General features: G+C 72.3%; 21 protein-coding genes. 10 read left to right on the forward strand and 11 right to left on the reverse strand.

Features of this window, described 5'->3' with window-relative positions:
* Positions 1-124: 124 nt before the first annotated feature.
* The 7 genes from RBH18_RS23665 to RBH18_RS23695 form a co-directional block, all read right to left on the reverse strand.
* Complete coding sequence (locus tag RBH18_RS23665) at positions 125-946, reverse strand: RecB family exonuclease (protein ID WP_306211359.1); 822 nt, start codon at positions 944-946, stop codon at positions 125-127.
* Between the two features lie 90 nt (positions 947-1036).
* Complete coding sequence (locus tag RBH18_RS23670) at positions 1037-1651, reverse strand: MarC family protein (protein ID WP_306211323.1); 615 nt, start codon at positions 1649-1651, stop codon at positions 1037-1039.
* Between the two features lie 51 nt (positions 1652-1702).
* Entirely contained in the window at positions 1703-2554 is an 852-nt protein-coding gene (locus tag RBH18_RS23675) for a PHP domain-containing protein (RefSeq protein ID WP_306211325.1), read from the reverse strand.
* Between the two features lie 73 nt (positions 2555-2627).
* Entirely contained in the window at positions 2628-3509 is an 882-nt protein-coding gene (locus RBH18_RS23680; protein ID WP_306211326.1) for a PH domain-containing protein, read from the reverse strand.
* Between the two features lie 9 nt (positions 3510-3518).
* The gene (locus RBH18_RS23685; RefSeq protein WP_305784956.1) at positions 3519-3677 is read right to left on the reverse strand and encodes a hypothetical protein; all 159 of its coding nucleotides are present in this window, start codon (positions 3675-3677) and stop codon (positions 3519-3521) included.
* 126 nt (positions 3678-3803) lie between these two features.
* Positions 3804-4478: a DUF6758 family protein gene (locus RBH18_RS23690; RefSeq protein WP_372338974.1), complete on the reverse strand. Its 675-nt coding sequence runs from the start codon at positions 4476-4478 to the stop codon at positions 3804-3806.
* Positions 4479-4551: 73 nt separating this feature from the next.
* Positions 4552-5187 carry a TrmH family RNA methyltransferase gene (locus RBH18_RS23695; protein WP_306211331.1) on the reverse strand — a complete coding sequence of 212 codons (636 nt, stop codon included), beginning with the start codon at positions 5185-5187 and terminating at the stop codon, positions 4552-4554.
* Between the two features lie 405 nt (positions 5188-5592).
* Here RBH18_RS23695 and trxA point away from each other — a divergent pair, with 405 nt between their 5' ends.
* The 4 genes from trxA (at position 5593) to RBH18_RS23715 (ending at position 9375) form a co-directional block, all read left to right on the forward strand.
* Positions 5593-5961, forward strand: coding sequence for a thioredoxin (gene trxA, locus RBH18_RS23700; protein WP_306211333.1), 369 nt, complete (start codon positions 5593-5595; stop codon positions 5959-5961).
* A gap of 132 nt (positions 5962-6093) precedes the next feature.
* Positions 6094-8058: an intein-containing Rv2578c family radical SAM protein gene (locus tag RBH18_RS23705; protein WP_306211335.1), complete on the forward strand. Its 1965-nt coding sequence runs from the start codon at positions 6094-6096 to the stop codon at positions 8056-8058.
* A gap of 75 nt (positions 8059-8133) precedes the next feature.
* Positions 8134-8541, forward strand: a complete 408-nt coding sequence (locus RBH18_RS23710; RefSeq protein ID WP_306211337.1) for a CoA-binding protein — start codon at positions 8134-8136, stop codon at positions 8539-8541.
* A gap of 300 nt (positions 8542-8841) precedes the next feature.
* Positions 8842-9375, forward strand: a complete 534-nt coding sequence (locus RBH18_RS23715; protein ID WP_306211338.1) for a DUF4190 domain-containing protein — start codon at positions 8842-8844, stop codon at positions 9373-9375.
* Between the two features lie 541 nt (positions 9376-9916).
* Here RBH18_RS23715 and RBH18_RS23720 read toward each other — a convergent pair.
* Positions 9917-10891 carry an SDR family NAD(P)-dependent oxidoreductase gene (locus RBH18_RS23720; RefSeq protein WP_306211340.1) on the reverse strand — a complete coding sequence of 325 codons (975 nt, stop codon included), beginning with the start codon at positions 10889-10891 and terminating at the stop codon, positions 9917-9919.
* A gap of 114 nt (positions 10892-11005) precedes the next feature.
* Between RBH18_RS23720 and RBH18_RS23725 the strand changes: the two genes are divergently transcribed.
* Positions 11006-11539, forward strand: coding sequence for a DUF4190 domain-containing protein (locus RBH18_RS23725; RefSeq protein WP_306211342.1), 534 nt, complete (start codon positions 11006-11008; stop codon positions 11537-11539).
* 14 nt (positions 11540-11553) lie between these two features.
* On the opposite strand, the gene RBH18_RS23730 is transcribed toward RBH18_RS23725, so the two are convergent.
* Together RBH18_RS23730 and RBH18_RS23735 are read right to left on the reverse strand one after the other, a co-directional pair.
* On the reverse strand, positions 11554-12159 hold the full coding sequence (locus tag RBH18_RS23730; RefSeq protein WP_306211344.1) for a hypothetical protein: 606 nt from the start codon (positions 12157-12159) through the stop codon (positions 11554-11556).
* A 107-nt stretch (positions 12160-12266) separates the two neighbouring features.
* Positions 12267-13175 (reverse strand): DMT family transporter, encoded by a 909-nt coding sequence (locus tag RBH18_RS23735; RefSeq protein WP_306211346.1) that lies wholly within the window; start codon positions 13173-13175, stop codon positions 12267-12269.
* 133 nt (positions 13176-13308) lie between these two features.
* On the opposite strand from RBH18_RS23735, the gene RBH18_RS23740 reads away from it, so the two are divergent.
* Together RBH18_RS23740 and RBH18_RS23745 are read left to right on the forward strand one after the other, a co-directional pair.
* A complete protein-coding gene (locus RBH18_RS23740; RefSeq protein ID WP_306211362.1) occupies positions 13309-14007 on the forward strand; it encodes an HAD family hydrolase in 699 nt (232 codons plus the stop codon).
* 25 nt (positions 14008-14032) lie between these two features.
* Positions 14033-14533, forward strand: coding sequence for a hypothetical protein (locus RBH18_RS23745; protein WP_306211348.1), 501 nt, complete (start codon positions 14033-14035; stop codon positions 14531-14533).
* On the opposite strand, the gene RBH18_RS23750 is transcribed toward RBH18_RS23745, so the two are convergent.
* Positions 14530-15408, reverse strand: coding sequence for a PhzF family phenazine biosynthesis protein (locus RBH18_RS23750; protein ID WP_306211350.1), 879 nt, complete (start codon positions 15406-15408; stop codon positions 14530-14532). The genes RBH18_RS23745 and RBH18_RS23750 overlap by 4 nt on opposite strands.
* Positions 15409-15441: 33 nt before the next feature.
* Here RBH18_RS23750 and RBH18_RS23755 point away from each other — a divergent pair, with 33 nt between their 5' ends.
* From RBH18_RS23755 to RBH18_RS23765, 3 genes are all read left to right on the forward strand, one after another.
* Positions 15442-16737, forward strand: a complete 1296-nt coding sequence (locus tag RBH18_RS23755; RefSeq protein WP_306211352.1) for a magnesium transporter MgtE N-terminal domain-containing protein — start codon at positions 15442-15444, stop codon at positions 16735-16737.
* Positions 16734-17276 (forward strand): DUF1003 domain-containing protein, encoded by a 543-nt coding sequence (locus RBH18_RS23760; protein ID WP_306211354.1) that lies wholly within the window; start codon positions 16734-16736, stop codon positions 17274-17276. The genes RBH18_RS23755 and RBH18_RS23760 overlap by 4 nt, the downstream gene beginning before the upstream one ends.
* Before the next feature lie 21 nt (positions 17277-17297).
* The coding region (locus RBH18_RS23765; protein ID WP_306211356.1) for an Mrp/NBP35 family ATP-binding protein at positions 17298-18347 on the forward strand (1050 nt) is incomplete at its 3' end.

An 18347-nucleotide genomic window follows, 5' to 3' on the forward strand; every position in this document is an offset into this window, starting at 1 on the left:
GCCGCCCGTCCACCGCCGCCCGACCACTCGCCGGCCTCTCCAGGGCCCGCTCGGACGACCCGCCGGCCATGAGCCGCGGCCCCGGGATCACGAGCGCCGGGACACGACTCGGAGCCGACCGCGCTCAGGACGCCGGGCGCTCCAGGTGCTCCACCGCCGACCAGGGCTCCTTCGCCACCGCCTCGCGACCGGCGGGGCACGACTTGCGGAAGTCGCACCAGCCGCACAGCGACCCCGGGTTGGTCGGGAACTCGTCGTCCGGATCGGCGCCGGACGCCACCGCTTTCTCGGCGGCCATGATGTCGCGGGCGGTGTCCTCGGCGCGGCGGACCTGGCGGGCCAGCGACTCCTCGGTGTGCTCGTGCGCCGCGACCGTGCCGCTGGGCAGGTGGTGCAGCTCGACGCGGCGGCACGGGCGGCGGAAGACGCGCTGGGCGGCATAGGCGTAGAGGGCGAGCGCCTGCGAGCCGCGGGCGTCGTCGGGGCTCAGGCCGCTGCGGCCGGTCTTGTAGTCGACGATCACCGCCTCGCCGTCGCGGCCGTCGATGCGGTCGGCGCGGCCGTTGAAGGCGAGGACCGAGGTCTTGGTGGCGACGACGCGCTCCACGCCCAGCGGCTCCTCGGCCGGGTCGAGGCCGGCGACATAGGTCTCGAACCAGTCGAGCGCCTTGCGGTAGGCGACCCGCTCCTGGTCGACGTCGCGGTAGCCCTCGCGGACCCAGGTGGCCTTGAGGAGTTTCGGCAGCTCGGCATCGGTGCGGCGGGCGGCCGGCAACGCGTACCAATTCTTGAGGGCGGTGTGCACGCTGGCGCCCAGCGAGTTGTGCGCCCAGGGTGGCCCCTTGGGCGGCGAGGGCCGGTCGACATAGGCATAGCGGTAGCGCCTCGGGCAGTCGGCATAGCTGCCGAGCTTGCTCGGCGTGCAGACGAAGAGGCGCTCGGGCATGCCGTCGAAGCCGAGCTGCTCGGGCACGACGGCCGATCGGGGGGAGGTCCGGGGCACGACTGAATCCTGCCAGGACCCCCCGACAAAAACTCAGCCCGCGGAGTACATCTCCACGAAAGCATCAGTGGCGTCCGCCACCAGCTGGACGGCGATCGCGGCGAGCAGCAGGCCGGCGATGCGGGTCAGGACCTCGATGCCGGCCGGGCGGAGCAGCCGGACCAGCGCGCCGGAGAAGCGCAGGACGAGCCACACCGTCGCCATCACGGCGACGATGCCGAGGCCGATGACCGAATAGTCGGCGAAGCCGTCCGCCCGCTGCACGAACAGCATGGTGGCGACGATCGCACCCGGCCCGGCCAGCAGCGGGGTGCCGATCGGGACGAGGGCGACGTTGCTCGTGCCGCCCTGCTCGGAGGGCTCGTCGGTCTTGCCCGTGAGCAGCTGCAACGCGACCAGCAGGAGGAGCAGGCCGCCCGCGCCTTGCAGCGCGGGGAGTTGCACGTGCAGGTAGTCGAGGAGGGTCTGACCTGCCACGGCGAAGATCACGATCACGCCCAGGGCGAGCAGGACGGCCTGGGTGCCGGCGCGGGTGCGCTCCTTCGCGGGCAGGGTGCCGGTGAGCGCCAGGAAGACGGGCACCATGCCGGGCGGGTCGACGATCACCAGCAAGGTCACGAAGAACTCGCCGAACAGCTTCAGATCCACGCAGACAACCTAGGGCGCGGCGCTTCCGCGCGCCCTGAACTGCGAGGACCGTCACCCCAGGACGGGCACTCCGGTCGCGGCGGCGGCGATTTTGGCGTACGCGGCGGGATCTGTCGTGAACGCACCCAGCTGGACCGATTTGTGCGTGCCGTGGAAGTCGGACGATCCGGTGACGACCAGTCCCAGCTGCTCGGCGAGGGTTCGCACGTGTGCGCGCTGCTCGGGCGAGTGGTCCTCGTGGTCGGCCTCGAGTCCGAAAAGGCCCGCCTCCGCGAGCTCGACGAGCAGCCGATCGGGCACGACGCGCCCCCGGACCGTCGCGTTGGGGTGCGCGAAGACACTCACGCCACCCGCGGCAGCGACCGCTTGCACAGCCTCAAAGACATCAAGATCCGATTTGGGTACGTAGTAACGGGCGCCCAGCCACCGCGACGCGAAAGCCTCGCTCGTGGTCCGCGCGAGTCCCGCCCGGATCAGAGCCTGCGCGATGTGGGGCCGCCCGACCGAGCCGCCGGCGGCATAGTCCCGCACCTCGGCCCAGCTGATGTCCACCCCGTCGGCGCGCAGCAGCTCGACGATCCGCTCGGCCCGGCGCTCGCGATCGTCACGCAGCCGGGCCATGTCGGCGGCCAGCCGTGGCTCCGCGGGATCGAACAGGTACGCCAGCAGGTGCAACGAGATCGCCGGCTCGGCACCGTGCCAGCGGCAGGACAGCTCGGCGCCGCGTACCAGGGCAAGCCCCTCGGGGCGGGCCGCCGCGGCCTCCGCCCACCCGCCCGTCGTGTCGTGGTCGGTGATGGCCATCACGTCGAGCCCTGCCGCCGCCCCCGCACGCACCAACTCGGACGGGGTCAGCGTGCCGTCGCTCGCAGTCGAGTGACAGTGCAGGTCGATTCTGGTCACCCGCCGACGTTACCGGGCGTGGGCGACCCGGGACGCTCACGCCCCGGCCACGATCGACTGTCGCGAGCGGACGTCAGGCGTCGTCGCCCCCGTCGCCGTCCTTGCCCAGGCGGGCCTCGACGGCCTGCGGCTCGTACATCTCCTCGACCACGCGCAGATAGAGCTCGTTGGGGTTGGGCAGGTGCTTGACCTCGCGCAACGCCTGGTCCTGGCCGGCCGACTCGAGCACGAACGTGCCGTAGCTCAGCATGCGGCCGAGCGCGCTCTGCTCGTACTTCATGTCGGTGACCCGCAGCAGGGGCATCATGGCGACCTTGCGGGTGATGATGCCGTTGACGACCATCACCCGCTTGTTGGTCAGGATGAACCTGTCGAAGTACCAGTCGCCGACCTTCCACGCGACCCAGCCCATCACGCCGAGCCAGATCAGGACGGCGGCCGTGACCAGCCCGCCGATGTCCTGCCGGGTGAGGAAGCCGGCCAGATAGCCGAGCAGCAGCGTGGCGCCGATGCCGACGAGCAGCGGTGTGGACAGATGGATCCAGTGCCGCTTCCACTCACCGCGATAGCGCTCGGTCGGGAAGAGGTAGCGCGACACCAGAGTGGTCGGCTCGTCCTCGAGCGGCAGCACGCGCCGGGTGCCGCCGGGCACCGGCCCGTCACCGCCGAGGCCCTTGAGCTCCTCCTCGGTGAAGACCGGTGACTCGAACTCCTCCGGCTCCCGGTAGCGAGGCTGCTCCCGGGTCTCGAAGTCGTCGGCATAACCGGCGCCCGCCGCATACTCGGGACCGTCCGCATAGGCCGCACTGCGGCTGTATTCCGGACCGGCCTGCCCCCGGGCGTACTGCGGGCCGTCGTCCCGCACCGCGGGATCGTCGTAGCCGAAGTACTCGTCGTCGTCCTGAGGGCGACGCGCACCCTCACCTTCAGGTTGCCGCGGCTCACCAGGACCCATGGGCAGATGTTAAGCGACGAGGTTCGTGAAGAACTGTCCGAAACCGCGGGCGATGTCGCCGATGGTGTCACCCAGCGACTCGAAGACGGCCGCGGCCGAGTTCGGGTTGAACGCAATGAAGAAGATCAAGAATGCGATGCCAAGCCAGGTGAGGACCTTCTTGATCATGGCGGGCCTGCTCCTCCGTTGCGGGTACGGTCGACGCCGCGGCAACACTGACGGTATCAGTTTCAATGCTCTGTGTGAACAATGTACCCGGAAAGCCGATACCTTCCCGCTGGTCACAGGCCTATATCAGACCCGGCCGTGCAGGTACGGCGACGGCGCTCCGTACACGAGCTCGGGCACCACCCCGTCGGACAGGTCGTGCAGCACGACATGCTCGGCGAGGAAGTAACCCGCGCTTGCGGGCCACGCTACCGCATAGAGCCACATTCCTTTGGCTTCACTCACATAGGCGCTGCGGTCCTCGGGGGACTTCACGCACCACAAGGGAGTGGGATGGCCGCCGGCCCGGATCTTGGCATGGGGACCCGGCCGCCCCGGTGCACCGGCGAGCGCCTCGGCGATCAGATAGCCGGGGTCGATGCCCGGGATGCCGGCGAAGCGCGTGCCCAGCCCGACGCCGGGCTGCTCCGCGATCAGGACCAGATCGGCCGGACCCCCGCTGAGCGGCTCCGGGCCCGTGCAGGACAGCGCCGTCGCCCGTACGCCGGAGCGGTCGTCGCCCGCCCAGCCGACCCCGGTCACCATCCAGCCGGGCGGCAGCGGCCACGGACACCACAGTGGCGTGCGCTCGGCGGTCGGCGCCACGTGCCGCCGGACACTGTCGATGATCTCGGGACTGATGTGCTCCGCGACGTGGAACGGATGGACATCGCCACAGTTGTCGCAACGCCAATCACTGTGCATCAGGTCCGGCGGCCGGACCTGCGCAGCACAACGGGGGCAACTCACTGTGACACCCACCCCTTAACGGTGGGGGGCCACGGGCTGCCCGTCAAGCGAATCGGCAGAACCGGGGCGGTTCGGGTCAAGAGCGTCAGGACGGGGGCGGGGCGGCGTGGGCGCGTACCCACGAGTGCATGGCGATGCCGCTGGCCACACCGGCGTTGATCGACCGCGTGGACCCGTACTGGGCGATCGAGAAGAGCTCGCGGCAGGCAGCGCGGGCGGCGGCAGAGAGCCCGGGCCCCTCCTGGCCGAAAATGAGCACGCACTCACGCGGCAGCGTGACGCTCTCCATGGGGCGCGAGCCGGGCAGATTGTCGATGCCGATGATCGGCAGGCCGGCCCGCTCCGCCCAGTCGGTGAACTCGTCGATCCCCGGGTGATGCCGCACGTGCTGATAGCGGTCGGTGACCATGGCACCGCGCCTGTTCCAGCGGCGGAGGCCGACGATGTGCACCTCGGCCGCGAGGAAGGCGTTCGCGTTGCGGACCACCGTGCCGATGTTGAAGTCGTGCTGCCAGTTCTCGATGGCGACATGGAAGGGGTGGCGCCGCTGGTCGAGGTCCGCGACGACGGCTTCGCGGCGCCAGTAGCGGTAGCGATCGACGACGTTGCGGCGGTCGCCGTGCTCGAGCAGCTCGGGATCGTAATGCTCGCCGGTGGGCCAGGGGCCCGGCCAGGGACCGACACCGACCTCGTCGGCGGTCTGCAGCTCCTCGGACACCATGGAGGTGGAGGGTAGCCGCGGCGGCCCGGTCGCCGCCCGGAGGGAGACGCAATGAGCGGCGGGGCCCTCCCCGGCACCCGCCGCCCACGCTCTGTTGCCGCTGAGTCTGCCTCACCCTGCGTATCTATGTGAAGAGTTCTCAAAAGTGAGACGGATCACTTTAGTGGGGTTATCTCTCCGTTATCTGGCCACGTCATCAAGGACGAGACCGCACGGAAGCCGCCGATCGGACACGAGATCGCGTAACAAGTATGACCACCTCCCTTACTTTCCGTTAGCCTTGGTGGCGTCCGGGCGTTCCACGGGAGTGCTGTAGACCACGTGTCGCGCGGCACCACGAGGGAATTGCCGAGGTGGACCGTCGGTTTACATGCACGTAAGCCAATTCCCGTGGACGGAGAGACCATGGCTACCACTGCGCTGACCACAGAAAACTTCGACGAGGTGACCGGCAAGGAAGGCATCGTGCTGGTCGACTTCTGGGCCGGCTGGTGCGGACCGTGTCTGCGCTTCGCCCCGACCTACGAGCGCTCCTCCGAGAAGCACCCGGACATCACCTTCGGCAAGGTCGACACCGAGGACCAGCAGGAGCTCGCCGCGAAGTTCGGGATCAGCTCGATCCCGACGATCATGGCGGTCCGCGACGGCGTCCTCGTCTTCTCGCAGCCCGGCGCGCTTCCCGAGTCGGCCCTCGAGTCGCTGATCGACCAGGTCGAGAAGCTCGACATGGACGAGGTGCGCGCCAAGCTCGCGGAGCACGCGCACACCAACTGACCTGGGCTTTCCAGCAGATCTTCGCGCCGCGGACCGGTTCGGTCCGCGGCGCGAGTGCGTCCGGTGATCTCTTTCGGGTCCACCTGGGAGATCGAGTGGACAGTCGGTCGAACATGTGTTCGAATCATCGTCATGCGATGGTCTCACCTGTCGGCGCCGTCCGACGACGCCTCGCTCCCGAACGCAGCGCCGGCGGCCTCACCCCTGCCGCTGGCGCTGCCCGGGGCGACCGTCCGCACCTTCGACACCCCCGGCTTCGCGGGCATGACGTTCTACGAGGTCCGGGCCAAGTCGATCATCAACAAGGTGCCGGGGGCCTCCCGCGTGCCGTTCCAGTGGACGATCAATCCCTATCGGGGCTGCTCCCACGCCTGCTCCTACTGCCTGGGCGGCGACACCCCGGTGCTGCTGGCCGACGGCTCCACGCGGGCGCTCTCGCAGCTGCAGGTGGGTGACGCGGTGCTCGGCACGATGGGCGCCGGTGCCCACCGGCGCTATGTGCCGACGACGGTGCTCGACCACTGGCGCACGTCCAAGCCCGCCTTCCGGGTCACGCTGGCCGACGGCACGCGACTCGTGGCGAGCGGCGACCATCGCTTCCTGACGGACCGGGGCTGGCGGCACGTGAGCCCCGCCGAGCCCGGCCTGCCCGCGCTGGCCGTGGGCGACCGCATGTCCGGGGTCGGGCACTTCGCCGACCCGCCGAAGGAGTCGCCGGACTATTGGGCCGGCTACCTCTGCGGCCTGATTCGGGGCGACGCCGGCGCCCCGCCCACCGCCGTTCCGCGCGAGGGCGACGCCTGGGTCCGCGCCGACGGCTATCTCGAAGAGATCCCGATGGAGGAGGCGCTCCGCTGGCCGGAGCTGCCGAGCGACGGCTGGTTCAGGGGCTTCCTGGCGGGGGCGTTCGGCGCCACGGGGGCGGCCGAGCGGCTCGCGGTCGTCTTCACCAGCCGCGACCAGGGCTTCCTCGATCACGTGACGGAGGCGCTGACCCGCCTCGGGCTGCCCAGCCGGCGTCCGCCGCACCCGCAGCTCGGGGGCGTGCACTCGGTCGAGATCACCCGCGACCTGTGGGCCGCCCTGCGCTTCCGGCACCTCACCGGGGTGAGCGACGCCCCGCTCGACGCCGCCGGCATCGGGGTGCGCAGCGAGCCCGAGCTCACCGTGGCCGACATCGAGGAGCTGGGGCTGACGCTGCCGCTCTACGACATCACCACCGGCACGGGCGACTTCGTCGCCGACGGGGTCGTCAGCCACAACTGCTTCGCCCGCAACACGCACACCTATCTCGACCTCGACGCCGGGCGCGACTTCGACACCAAGGTCATCGTCAAGGTCAACGCCGGCGAGCTGGTCCGCCGCGAGCTGGCCGCGCCGCGGTGGCGGGGCGAGCACATCGCCATGGGCACGAATGTCGACGTCTACCAGCGGGCGGAGGGCCGTTACCGGCTCATGCCCGAGATCCTGGCGGCGCTGCGCGACCACGCCAACCCGTTCTCGATCCTCACCAAGGGCACGCTGATCCTGCGCGACCTCGAGCTGCTCCAGCAGGCCGCCGAGGTCACCGACGTCGGCATCTCCTTCTCCGTCGGGTTCGTCGACGAGACCGTGTGGCGCGCGGTGGAGTCCGGCACGCCCAGCCCCCGGCGCCGGCTCGACGCGGTGCGCCGGCTCACCGACGCGGGCTTTCGCGTCAACGTCCTGATGGCACCGATCCTCCCCGGCATCACCGACACCGACGAGTCGATCGACGAGACCGTGGCCGCCATCGCCCGTTCCGGGGCGGTCGCGGTGACCCCGCTGGCGCTGCACCTGCGCCCCGGCGCCCGCGAGTGGTATGCGGCCTGGCTCACTCGGGAGCACCCGGAGCTGGCGCCGCGCTACCGGGAGCTGTTCCGGGGCGGGTCCTACCTGCCTCAGGCCTTCCAGCACGAGATCAGCGCCCGGGTCCGGCTGGCCGCCCGCCGCCACGGCCTGCACCGCGCGGAGCCGGGCGAGGCGCGGCAGCCGTGGACCGACGACGACGGCACGGCGAGCACCCGGGAGGACGCCAAGGCGCGCGAGCCCGAGCCACAGCAGCTGACCTTGCTCTGACGGTCCCCGGAGAGTTATCCACAGGCGCGACTTTTCGGAAGGAGGCCGGACGTGCCGATCGATAGAGTCGGAGCCATGAGAAGCGCAGCGCAGATCCTGGCCGATGCCGACGTCATCGCCGTGGTGGGGGCCTCCCGCGACCCGGGCAAGCCGGCCCACTCCGTGCCGCTGCAGATGCTCCGGCACGGGTGGAAGATCATCCCGGTCAACCCGTTCGTCCCCGAGATCTTCGGCGTCCCGACGGTCCCGACGCTCGCCGACCTGCCCGAGCCGGTCGACCTGGTCAACATCTTCCGGCCCGCCGCCGACGCCGTCGAGATCGTCCGCCAGGCCGCGGCCATCAAGGCGCCCGCCGTCTGGCTGCAGTCGGGCATCGTGTCGGCCGAGGCCCGGCGGATCGCGACCGACGCGGGCATGGACTACCTGGAGGACAGGTGCCTGGCCGTGGAGCGGGCGGTGGCCAACCTGTCCAAGCGCTCCTGACGGGCTCACGCCCTTCCGAGCGCTTCCTGACGGGCTGCGGCCCCTCCGAGCGCTCGCTCCTGAGCGGATGAGCTTCAGCGCCTCCGCAGGCTTCGGAGCGGATGACGGCCGGCGCCCGGGTGCGCGGGCCGGCGATCCCTTCGGGGGAACCGGGGGCGGCCGACCGGGCCGGGCCACATCGGCGGTTCGGGCCCTCAGCAGGGCCGTTGCCGCGGGTGGGATCGACGGACACGCAGCATCGGGGTGCCCCGATCTTCGCTCCGGCTAGTACGGTGCCGGGGGAACAGGAGGACCACTGACATGACTTACCCGCCGCCGGGTGGAACGCCGGACCCATATCAGCCCCAGCAGCCGTACGGGCAGCAGCCGCCCTCGTACGACCCGACCGCGCCCTACGGGCAGGACCCCTACGCCTCGCCGTCCAGCGGGGCGCCGTCCAGCGGGCAGCCGTATGGACAGCAGCCGCCCTACGGGGCCCCGTCGAGCGGCCAGCCTTACGGTGCGCCCTCGAGCGGGCAGCCCTACGGTGCGCCGTCGAGCGGCCCCGCCGGTTACGGGCAGCCCTATCAGCAGCCCTACCAGCCGGTCGGCGCGCCCACGAACACCATGGCGATCCTGAGCCTGGTGTTCGCCTTCGTGTTCCCGATCGCCGGGATCATCATGGGCCACGTCGCGAAGAAGCAGATGCGCACCACCGGCGAGTCCGGCGACGGCCTCGCCACCGCCGGCCTGTGGCTCAGCTACATCTTCACCGGGCTGGGTGTGCTCGTGTGCATCGGCTACGTGATCCTCGGCGTCGTCGCCTTCAACACGAGCGGCAGCACGTCCTACTGACCTGCGGCGCCTCTCGCTGAGAGCACCTTCGCACGGCAGACCGACGCACGGCGCCCGGTGGACTCGATCCGCCGGGCGCCGTTTGTATCCTGCGTCGCCGCCTTCGGCCTCACCGACTTCCGCCAGCCGCCGGGCGCCGCTTGTGTGCCGGCCGACGCTTGTCCCGGCCGCCGGGCGCCGCTTGTGTGCCGGCCGCCGGGAGTGGGCTTCCGGCCGGGTCGCTCGGGCGCCACTTCGTGTCCAGCGCCGCGCTTCGGGTCCGGATCACCCCGGCGACCTTGGGGCCCGGGTCAGCGACAGCCTCGGGCGCCGACGACCTCGGGGTCCCGGTCAGCGACGGCCTCGGGCGCGCCGGCGGCATTGGGGCCCGGGTCAGCAACGGCCTCGGGCGCGCCGGCGACCCTGCACGAGGGGCCCGTGCTGGGCCTGCACCGCGCCGGAGCTCGTACTCGGTCCAGGAACCATGCGCGCCGGCATCCGGGGGCTCACGGACGCTGGTGCCGCCGTCGGGCGCGAACCCGGCCCGCGCGGGGGCCTGCGGTCAGCGGAACTCGGCCTCGCGCACGCTGTTGCCGCCGTCGACCACGAGCATCTGGCCGGTGATGTAGGAGGCGGCGGGCGAGCAGAGGAAGGCGATCGCCGCCGCCACCTCGTCGGGGGTGCCGGGGCGGCCGATCGGGGTGCCGAGGCCCTGCTTGATCTCGGTGACGGTCGAGGCCGCGGTGTAGATGGTGCCCGGGGCGACGCAGTTGACGTTGATGCCGTCCGCGACGAGCTCCATGGCCAGAGCGCGGGTGAGGCCGACGACGCCGGACTTGGCCGCCGCGTAGGCCGCCTCGGTCGGGAGGGCGTTGATCGGGCCGGCCGTGGCGGCGAGGTTGACGATGCGGCCCCAGCCCCGCTCGGACATGCCGCCGACGAAGGCCCGGCTGCACAGGAACGCCGTGCTGAGGTTCCTGTCGATCTCCGCGCGCCACTCGTCGTAGGTGAGCTGGGCGACGGGGCGCAGGATCTCGGGGCTCGTCCTGCTGGCCAGGCCGGCGTTGTTGACGAGCACCTGGACGTCGCCGAGGGAGTCGGCGACGGCGTCGGCGAGGGCACCGACCTCCGCCTCGTCGGTGAGGTCGGCGACGAAGCCGGTGACGCCCAGCTCGGTGGCGCGCTCGTGGATGCGGCGGGTGGTGGAGACGATCGCCACCCGGGCGCCGAGGTCGCGGAGCCGGCGCGCGGTCGCGTACCCGATGCCGTCGGGGCTGCCCGCGCCCGTGACCAGGGCGACCTTGCCGTCCAGGCGGCCGGTCACGGGGGCTTCCTCGGCCTGCTCGGCCGGGTCGTCCGCGCCCTCGGGGCCGGGGCCGGAGACTCCGGCGAGGCGGGAGACGGCGTCGGCGAGCCCCGTCGCGGCGGCTGCCGGGCCCGGTGCCGGGAGCACGGCGATGTCCGGTTCGGGGGCGGCGAGGGGCTCGGCCGCCGCGGCGAAACCGCGCGCGGAGTCGGTACGGGCGTCGTAGACCATGCGGCGATCCTCCCCAATCCCAGGCGGCGGGGCAAACATCGGCCGGACGTGGCGGCCCGGCGATGACGGCGTCTTCTACGCTGGAGGGCCGGAACCGCTGCGGAAGGAGACTCCGTGACCCATCCGCCGACCCCCGACGAGCAGGGCGCCTACCCACCCCCGGCAGACCCGCCGATCCAGGCCTACCGGCCGCCTTCCCCGCCGCAGCCGCCGTACGGGATCCCGTCGCAGCCGCCGTTCGGCACGGTCCCGCAGCCGCAGCGGAGCCAGGACCCGCCGCCCTACTACGCGCAGGGCCCGTCGACGCCCTATCCGCTGCCGCCGGCCTTCCAGGAGCAGCCGGCCCCGCAGCAGTACGCCGCCTACTCCCCGTTCCACCAGCCCCGCGCCACGAACGGGATGGCCATCGCCTCGCTCGTCGTGTCGTGCCTGGCGGTCGCGGGGCTGTGCGTGTGGGGCTTCGGCGGACTGTTCGGCCTGGTCGGCGCGATTCTCGGGCACGTGGCCCGCAAGCGGATCACGGTCTCCGGCGAGGCCGGGGCGGGGCTCGCCCTGGCCGGGATCATCGTCGGCTGGGTGGTCACCGGCATCGCCCTCGTCGCCGGGATCGGCCTGGTCGCCCTGATCGCCACCGACCCGACCGTCTGACCGAGCCCGGCAGCTCACCCACCCGGCGGCGGCGAAGGCGGCACGGCCGGCGAAGACAACCTGCTGGGCGAAGACGACACGGCCGGCGAAGACGCCACGCCCGGCACGTCGGCGGTGGCCAGCGGCACCACCGGCCCCTCGGCGACGAAGATCAGGGGAGCCGTCGAGCCATAGCGTCCGAGCAGCGCCGCCCGGGCCAGCGGCACGTCCGGAGCGCCGACCTCCACCCCCGCGCCGTCGTGCCGGGCGGCGACCGTGCTGATCGCCACACCCCGGGCGGTCCAGTCGGGCAGGTCGGCGACCAGGCGATCGTGCCAGCCGGTGAGCTCCCGCAGGCTGTGACCGGCGTCGCGGACCACGACGCAGGTCTTCCCGGCGACCTGCCGGACGAAGTCGTCGAACGCGGCGTCGGGCACCCGGTGGACGATCGCCCGGACGTTCTGCTGATCCACCTCGAGCCCCGCGAAGCTGGCGGCGTGCTCGGCGCGGCCGCCCGACTCGATGCGGGCCATGACGGCTTCCAGGTCGGGCGGGGTGGCGGGCAGCACGTGCCGGCCCATGGTCACGGTGACGGGGGTGCGCGCGAACTCGCACCCCGCGGTCGCCCAGCCGCCGGTCATGAGCGCCGCCCCGAGGAGGACGGCCCGGAGCGGAGATCGACACCAATGCATCGCATCCCCCCTCTCTACCGCGCGGGACGCCCGCACGCCAAGGGATCAACGGGCGATCAGGCGGGCTCGGGCACCGGCGCCGGGCGGCGCGCCGCGGCCAGGATCACCACGAGCACCCCGGCGACCAGGAGCGCGAGGCCGGGCAGGGCCGAGGCGCGCGGCTCCTGTCCGAGCCACAGCCAGGCGAGCAGCGCCGCCCCCGGCACCTCGAGCAGGACCAGCACACTGACGGTGGTCGCCGGCACCCGGTGCAGCGCGTAGTTGAACATCGAGTGCCCGAGCAGCTGCGCCCCGGCCACGATGGCCAGGATGGCCAACCAGGTGTGGGGGTCGTACCCGGTGAGCGGCACGCCGGCGGCGAGGCAGACCACGAGCAGCAGCACGGCGCAGGTGCCGTAGCAGACCCAGGTGTACGTGGTCGTGCTCAGCCGCGCCCGCGCCCGTTCCCCGAAGAGCGTGTAGACCGCGGCCGCCATCGCCCCGGCCAGCGCGAGCGCGTCGGCGAGGACGGCCCGGGCGGAGACTCCCACGTCCGCTCCGGTGGCCCAGGCGACCCCGGCGACCGCGAGGGCGATGCCGGCCCAGCCGAGGCGGGTGGGCGTACCCGTGGGGGTCTTGGTCAGGACCGCCAGCAGGCCCTGCCAGACCGGCTGGGTGGCGACGAGGGCGGTCGCGGTGGCGACCGAGCCCAGCTGCACGCTCGGCATCCACGTGGCGAAGTGCACAGCAAGGGCCACCCCCGCCAGTACGCCGAACCGCCCGGCCGGCCCCCGCAGCGCCCCCAGCTCGTGGCGGCGCGGCCCGGCCGTGATCGGGGACAGCGCCACGAAGGCGATGCCGTTGCGCCAGAAGGCCACGGCCAGGGCGGGAGCCGCCGCGAAGGCGATCAGCGGGGCCGACGAGGAGACCGCCAGCACGGCGACTGCCAGGGCGCCCGTGGTCAGGACTACGGGCGTTGAGCGCATATTCATCCCTCGTCGTCGCTTGTTGCGCCTGAGAACGTCACAGTTTGTCGATCCGGGTTGAGCGGAAAGTAAGCGTGTCGTTACGCTCGCCGTCGATATCCCTTAGTCAATGCCCCTGGAGGGTGAATCCGTGTTGCCCGCGTACCAAGCGGTGCTCTTCGACTTCTTCGGCACGCTGACCCGGTCCGTCCGGCGCGGGCCGCAACATGCCGAGATCGCCCGTGCCCTGGGGTGCGACCCCGAGGCCGTGCTCAACGTGCTGGACCGCACCTTCCAGGTCCGCGCCCGCGGCCAGTTCGGCTCCGCCGAGGCCACCCTACGATGGGTCACCGAGCAGGCCGGGGGCAGCCCGCGCCCGGCCCAGCTGCAGGCCGCGGTGCCCGCCCGGGTCAACGCCCTCAAGGCGGACACCGAGCTGCGGGCCGACGCCGAGCCGGTGCTGCGCCAGCTCAAGCGCCGGGGGCTGCGCACGGCCGTCATCAGCGACTGCACCCACGAGCTTCCCGCGTTCCTGCCCAGCATGCCGATCGCTCCCCTGCTGGACGAGAAGATCTTCTCGGTCGAGGTGGGGCGCTGCAAGCCGGACCCGGAGATCTACCTCGAGGCCTGCTGGCGCCTGCGCGTGGCGCCGGAGGACTGCCTCTACGTCGGCGACGGCGGCAGCCGCGAGCTGACCGGCGCGGCCGCGGTCGGCATGACCCCGGTCCGCCTGGCCGCGCCGGACCTCGGCGACCACCTGGTCTTCGACCGCGACGACGACTTCGCCGGCCTGAGCGTCCCGTCCCTGACCGCGCTGCTCGAGCTGCTGGACCGGGTGCCCGCCTTGATCTGAGCGGGCGAGCTGCGAGGATGAGGACGTGACGACCGAGCTGGTGGCCGAGGCGATCAAGAAGGCCGGCATCGCGTGGGTCGGCGTGGGCGACGCTCCCGCGCGCGGCCTGTGGGTGCTGCCGCTCGACGGCTCGCTGATCGTGCTGAGCGGGCCGGGCGAGCAGGCCGCGCCCGGACTGGCCGAGGCCACGACCGCCCAGGTGCGGCTGCGCGGCGACCACGGCGGCCTCATCGTGATCCTCGACACGCGCGTGGAGCGCCTCACCCCGGGCAGCGAGGCCTGGGACGAGGTCGCCCCGCAGCTGGCGGCCAAGCGGCTCAACGCGCGGGGCTCGGCCGAGGAGCAGGTCGCCCGCTGGGCCGAGACGGGCTGCGCCGTGGTGCGTCTCACTCCCGCCGAGCAGCCGCCGATCGCCGGAGCGGACCTCCCGGACCAGTCGCAGGCCGCCCCGCCGCGCGAGACCCCGGCGCGGGTCACGGTCCGTCGCCCGTTCCGCCTTCATCGGGTACGCAAGAAGAAGCGCTAACCCACGAAAGGCGGCACGAGCATCTCGCCCCGGGCGATCGGCACCACGTGCCCGGCGACCGTGGCCGACCGGGCGACCCCGGCAGCCGCCGTGACCGTGCACTTGAGCAGCGACGGGCGCTGGATCTCGTACCCCTGGTGGACGGTGTAAGCGGTCGTCCCCTCCGCCGGGAGCAAGCCGTTGGCCACGAGCCACACCCCGAGGCCGAGCGCCGCCGACCCGGTCGCCGGGTCCTCGGGCACGCCGGAGCCGGGCGCGAAGACCCGGGCATAGGCCGTCCGGGTCCCCTCGTCCCAGGAGAAGACACTCAGGTCACCGATGCCGGCGGCGACGGCCGGGCCCGGCTCGACGGTCGTGCGGGCCAGCGCCCGGCGATGCACCCGCAGGTACGCGAACTCGAGCCCGCACCCCGCGAACCCCGGCGTGGTGCCCTCTCCCGCATAGTCGTCGCCGGCGAGCCCGGCCACCCCCAGCAGCGCCTCGGGGTCGAGCTCGTCGCCGAGTGCCGGGGCGCCGCCGGTCAGCGTCGCCGAGTCGTCGTCCGCGACCACGATCGGCAGCAGCCCGGCGCCGCACTCCTGGACGAGGGGGCCCGTGGCGGCGAGCCCACGGCGTACATAGGTGACGGCCGCGCCGACGCTGGGGTGACCGGCGAACGGCAGCTCCGCCACGGGGGTGAAGATCCGCGCCCGGTACGTGGCCTCGATGTCGGAGGGCGGCAGCACGAACACCGTCTCGGACAGGTTGAACTCGCGCGCCAGCGCCTGCATCTGGTCCCCGGCCAGGCCCTCGGCGCCGAAGACGACGGCCAGCGGGTTGCCCGCGAAGGGGCGGTCGGTGAAGACGTCCACGATTTCGTACGCCACGGTAGACATGCCCCGAACCTAGCCGCCGCCTACGCTGGGGGCGTGACCATGGGGACGAGGGTTTTTCTGGCGCGGCTGGCCGCGCTGCCGGTGTTCGACCCCAACGGCGACCGGGTGGGCCGGGTCCGCGACGCCGTGGTGCGGCTGCGCACCACCAACAGACCCCCGCAGGTGGTGGGCCTGGTGGCGGAGATGGCCCTGCGCCGGCGCATCTTCCTGCCCATCGGCCGGGTCACGTCGATGGACGCCGAGGCGGTCGTGCTCAGCACCGGCACCCTCAACCTGCGCCGGTTCGAGAAGCGCCCCAACGAGCTGCTCGTGCTGGAGAACCTGCTGGACAGGCGGGTCACCATCGAGCCGGAGGACGGCGAGGCCCCGGCCAAGGCCGGCATGATCGTCGACCTCGGCATGGACCTCAACCGCAACAACGAGTGGCTGATCACCCGGGTCGCCGTGCGGGACATCAGCGGGCGGCTGGGCCGGCGCGGGCACACCTATCAGGTCGACTACGACCGGGTGCGGGGCATGGTCGGGCCCACCGACACGCAGGGCAACGCCAACCTGGTCGCGCTGCTGGAGCAGATGCGCCCGGCCGACATGGCGAACGCGCTGCAGGACCTTCCCGACGCCCGGCGCAACCAGGTGGCGGCGGAGCTGAGCGACCGGACGCTGGCCGACGTGCTCGAGGAGCTGCCCGAGCACGACCAGGTGGAGATCCTGGTCCAGCTCGACCGGGAGCGCGCCGCGGACGTCCTCGAGCGGATGGACCCGGACGACGCCGCCGACCTGCTCGCCGAGCTGCCCAAGGCGGAGCAGGCGATCCTGCTCGACCTCATGGAGCCCGAGGAGGCGGCACCGGTACGCCAGCTGATGAGCTACACCCCCGGCACGGCCGGCTCGGTCATGACCTCGGAGCCGGTGATCATGACGCCGGACAGCACGGTGGCCGAGGCCCTCGCCCGCATCCGCGAGCCCGAGCTCTCCCCTGTGATCGCCGCCCAAGTTTTCGTCGCCCGTGCACCCTCGGCCACCCCGAGCGGGAAGTATCTGGGCATGGTCCACTTCCAGCGCCTCCTGCGGGAGCCACCGGCCTCGATCCTGGGCGGCCTCATCGAGAAGGACATCGATCCCCTCCGGCCGGAGACGGGGCTGACCGAGATCACCAGGCGGATGGCGACCTACGACATGGTCGCGATGCCGGTGGTCGACAGCACCTTCCGGCTGGTGGGCGCGGTCACCGTCGACGACGTGCTCGACCACAGCCTGCCCCGCGACTGGCGCGACCGTGACGTCGCCGACGAGGACCCGGTCGGCATCCTGCCGGGGGCCGAGCGATGACCGAGCTGCGCCGCGAGCGGGTCGAGCGGCTCGACCGCCTGGACCAGCCCGTCGAGCCGGGCCGGGTCCGGCTGCCCCGGTTCGACCCGGAGGCCTTCGGGCAGTGGTCGGAGAACATCGCCCGCTACATGGGCACGGCCAAGTTCATCGTCTACATGACGATTGTCATCGGCGCCTGGTTCGCGTGGAACACGCTCGCGCCGGCGAACATGCGCTTCGACCCGTACACCTTCACGTTCCTGACCTTGATCCTGTCCCTGCAGGCGTCCTACGCGGCGCCGCTGATCCTGCTGGCGCAGAACAGGCAGACCGACCGGGACAGACTCGGCATGGAGGAGGACCGCCGGCGCGCCGCCATGCAGAAAGCCGACACGGAGTACCTGACCCGGGAGATCGCCGCGCTGCGCATCGCGCTGGGCGAGGTCGCGACCCGTGACTTCATCCGCTCCGAGCTGGCCCGGGTGGCCGAGGAGCTGGACGAGGCCGCCGGTCGCCGGCAGAAGCTGGAGCGCAAGGAGTGGGAGGAGGAGCACTCCTGACTCCGGCGTAGGCTGGATCTCATGTCCGCTCCTGCCCCCACCGTTGAGGACGCGATCCAGGCCGCCCTCGCCACGGTCGACGATCCCGAGATCCGCCGGCCGATCACCGAGCTCGGCATGGTCAAGGGCTTCGCCGTCGCCGCCGGCAAGGTCAACGTCGAGCTGCTGCTCACCGTGGCCGGCTGTCCGCTGCGCGACAAGCTCACCACCGACATCACCGCCGCCCTCACCAAGATCCCGGGCATCGAGGCCGTGACCATCGACTTCGGCGTGATGACCGAGGAGCAGCGCAAGGCCCTGCAGGCGCAGCTGCGCGGCGGCGGCCAGAGCGCCGAGCCGGTCATCCCCTTCGCGCAGCCCGGCTCCAAGACCCGGGTCTACGCGGTGGCCAGCGGCAAGGGCGGCGTCGGCAAGTCCAGCGTCACGGTCAACCTGGCCGCAGCGCTCGCCAAGCGCGGCCTGAGCGTCGGCGTGATCGACGCCGACATCTACGGCCACTCGATCCCCCGCATGCTCGGCGTCGACGGCCGCCCCACCCGCGTCGAAGAAATGATCATGCCGCCGCAGTCGCACGGCGTGAAGGTCATCTCGATCGGCATGTTCACCGCGGGCAACGCCGCCGTCGTCTGGCGCGGCCCGATGCTGCACCGGGCGCTCCAGCAGTTCCTCGCCGACGTCTTCTGGGGCGACCTCGACGTCCTGCTGCTCGACCTGCCCCCGGGCACGGGCGACGTGGCCATCTCGCTGGCCCAGCTCCTGCCCAACGCCGAGATCCTCGTGGTCACCACCCCGCAGATGGCGGCCGCCGAGGTCGCCGAGCGGGCCGGCGCCATCGCCCTGCAGACCCACCAGCGCCTGGTCGGCGTCGTGGAGAACATGAGCTGGCTGGAGCTGCCCGACGGCACCCGCATGGAGGTCTTCGGCGCCGGCGGCGGCCAGACCGTCGCCGACTCGCTGACCACCACGGTGGGCGCCTCGGTGCCGCTGCTCGGCCAGATCCCGCTGGACACCCGGGTCCGCGAGGCCGGCGACGCGGGCACGCCGATCGTGCTGGCCGACCCGACCGCCCCG

The sequence above is a fragment of the Actinoplanes oryzae genome (assembly GCF_030757795.1).
Lineage (GTDB): Bacteria > Actinomycetota > Actinomycetes > Mycobacteriales > Micromonosporaceae > Actinoplanes.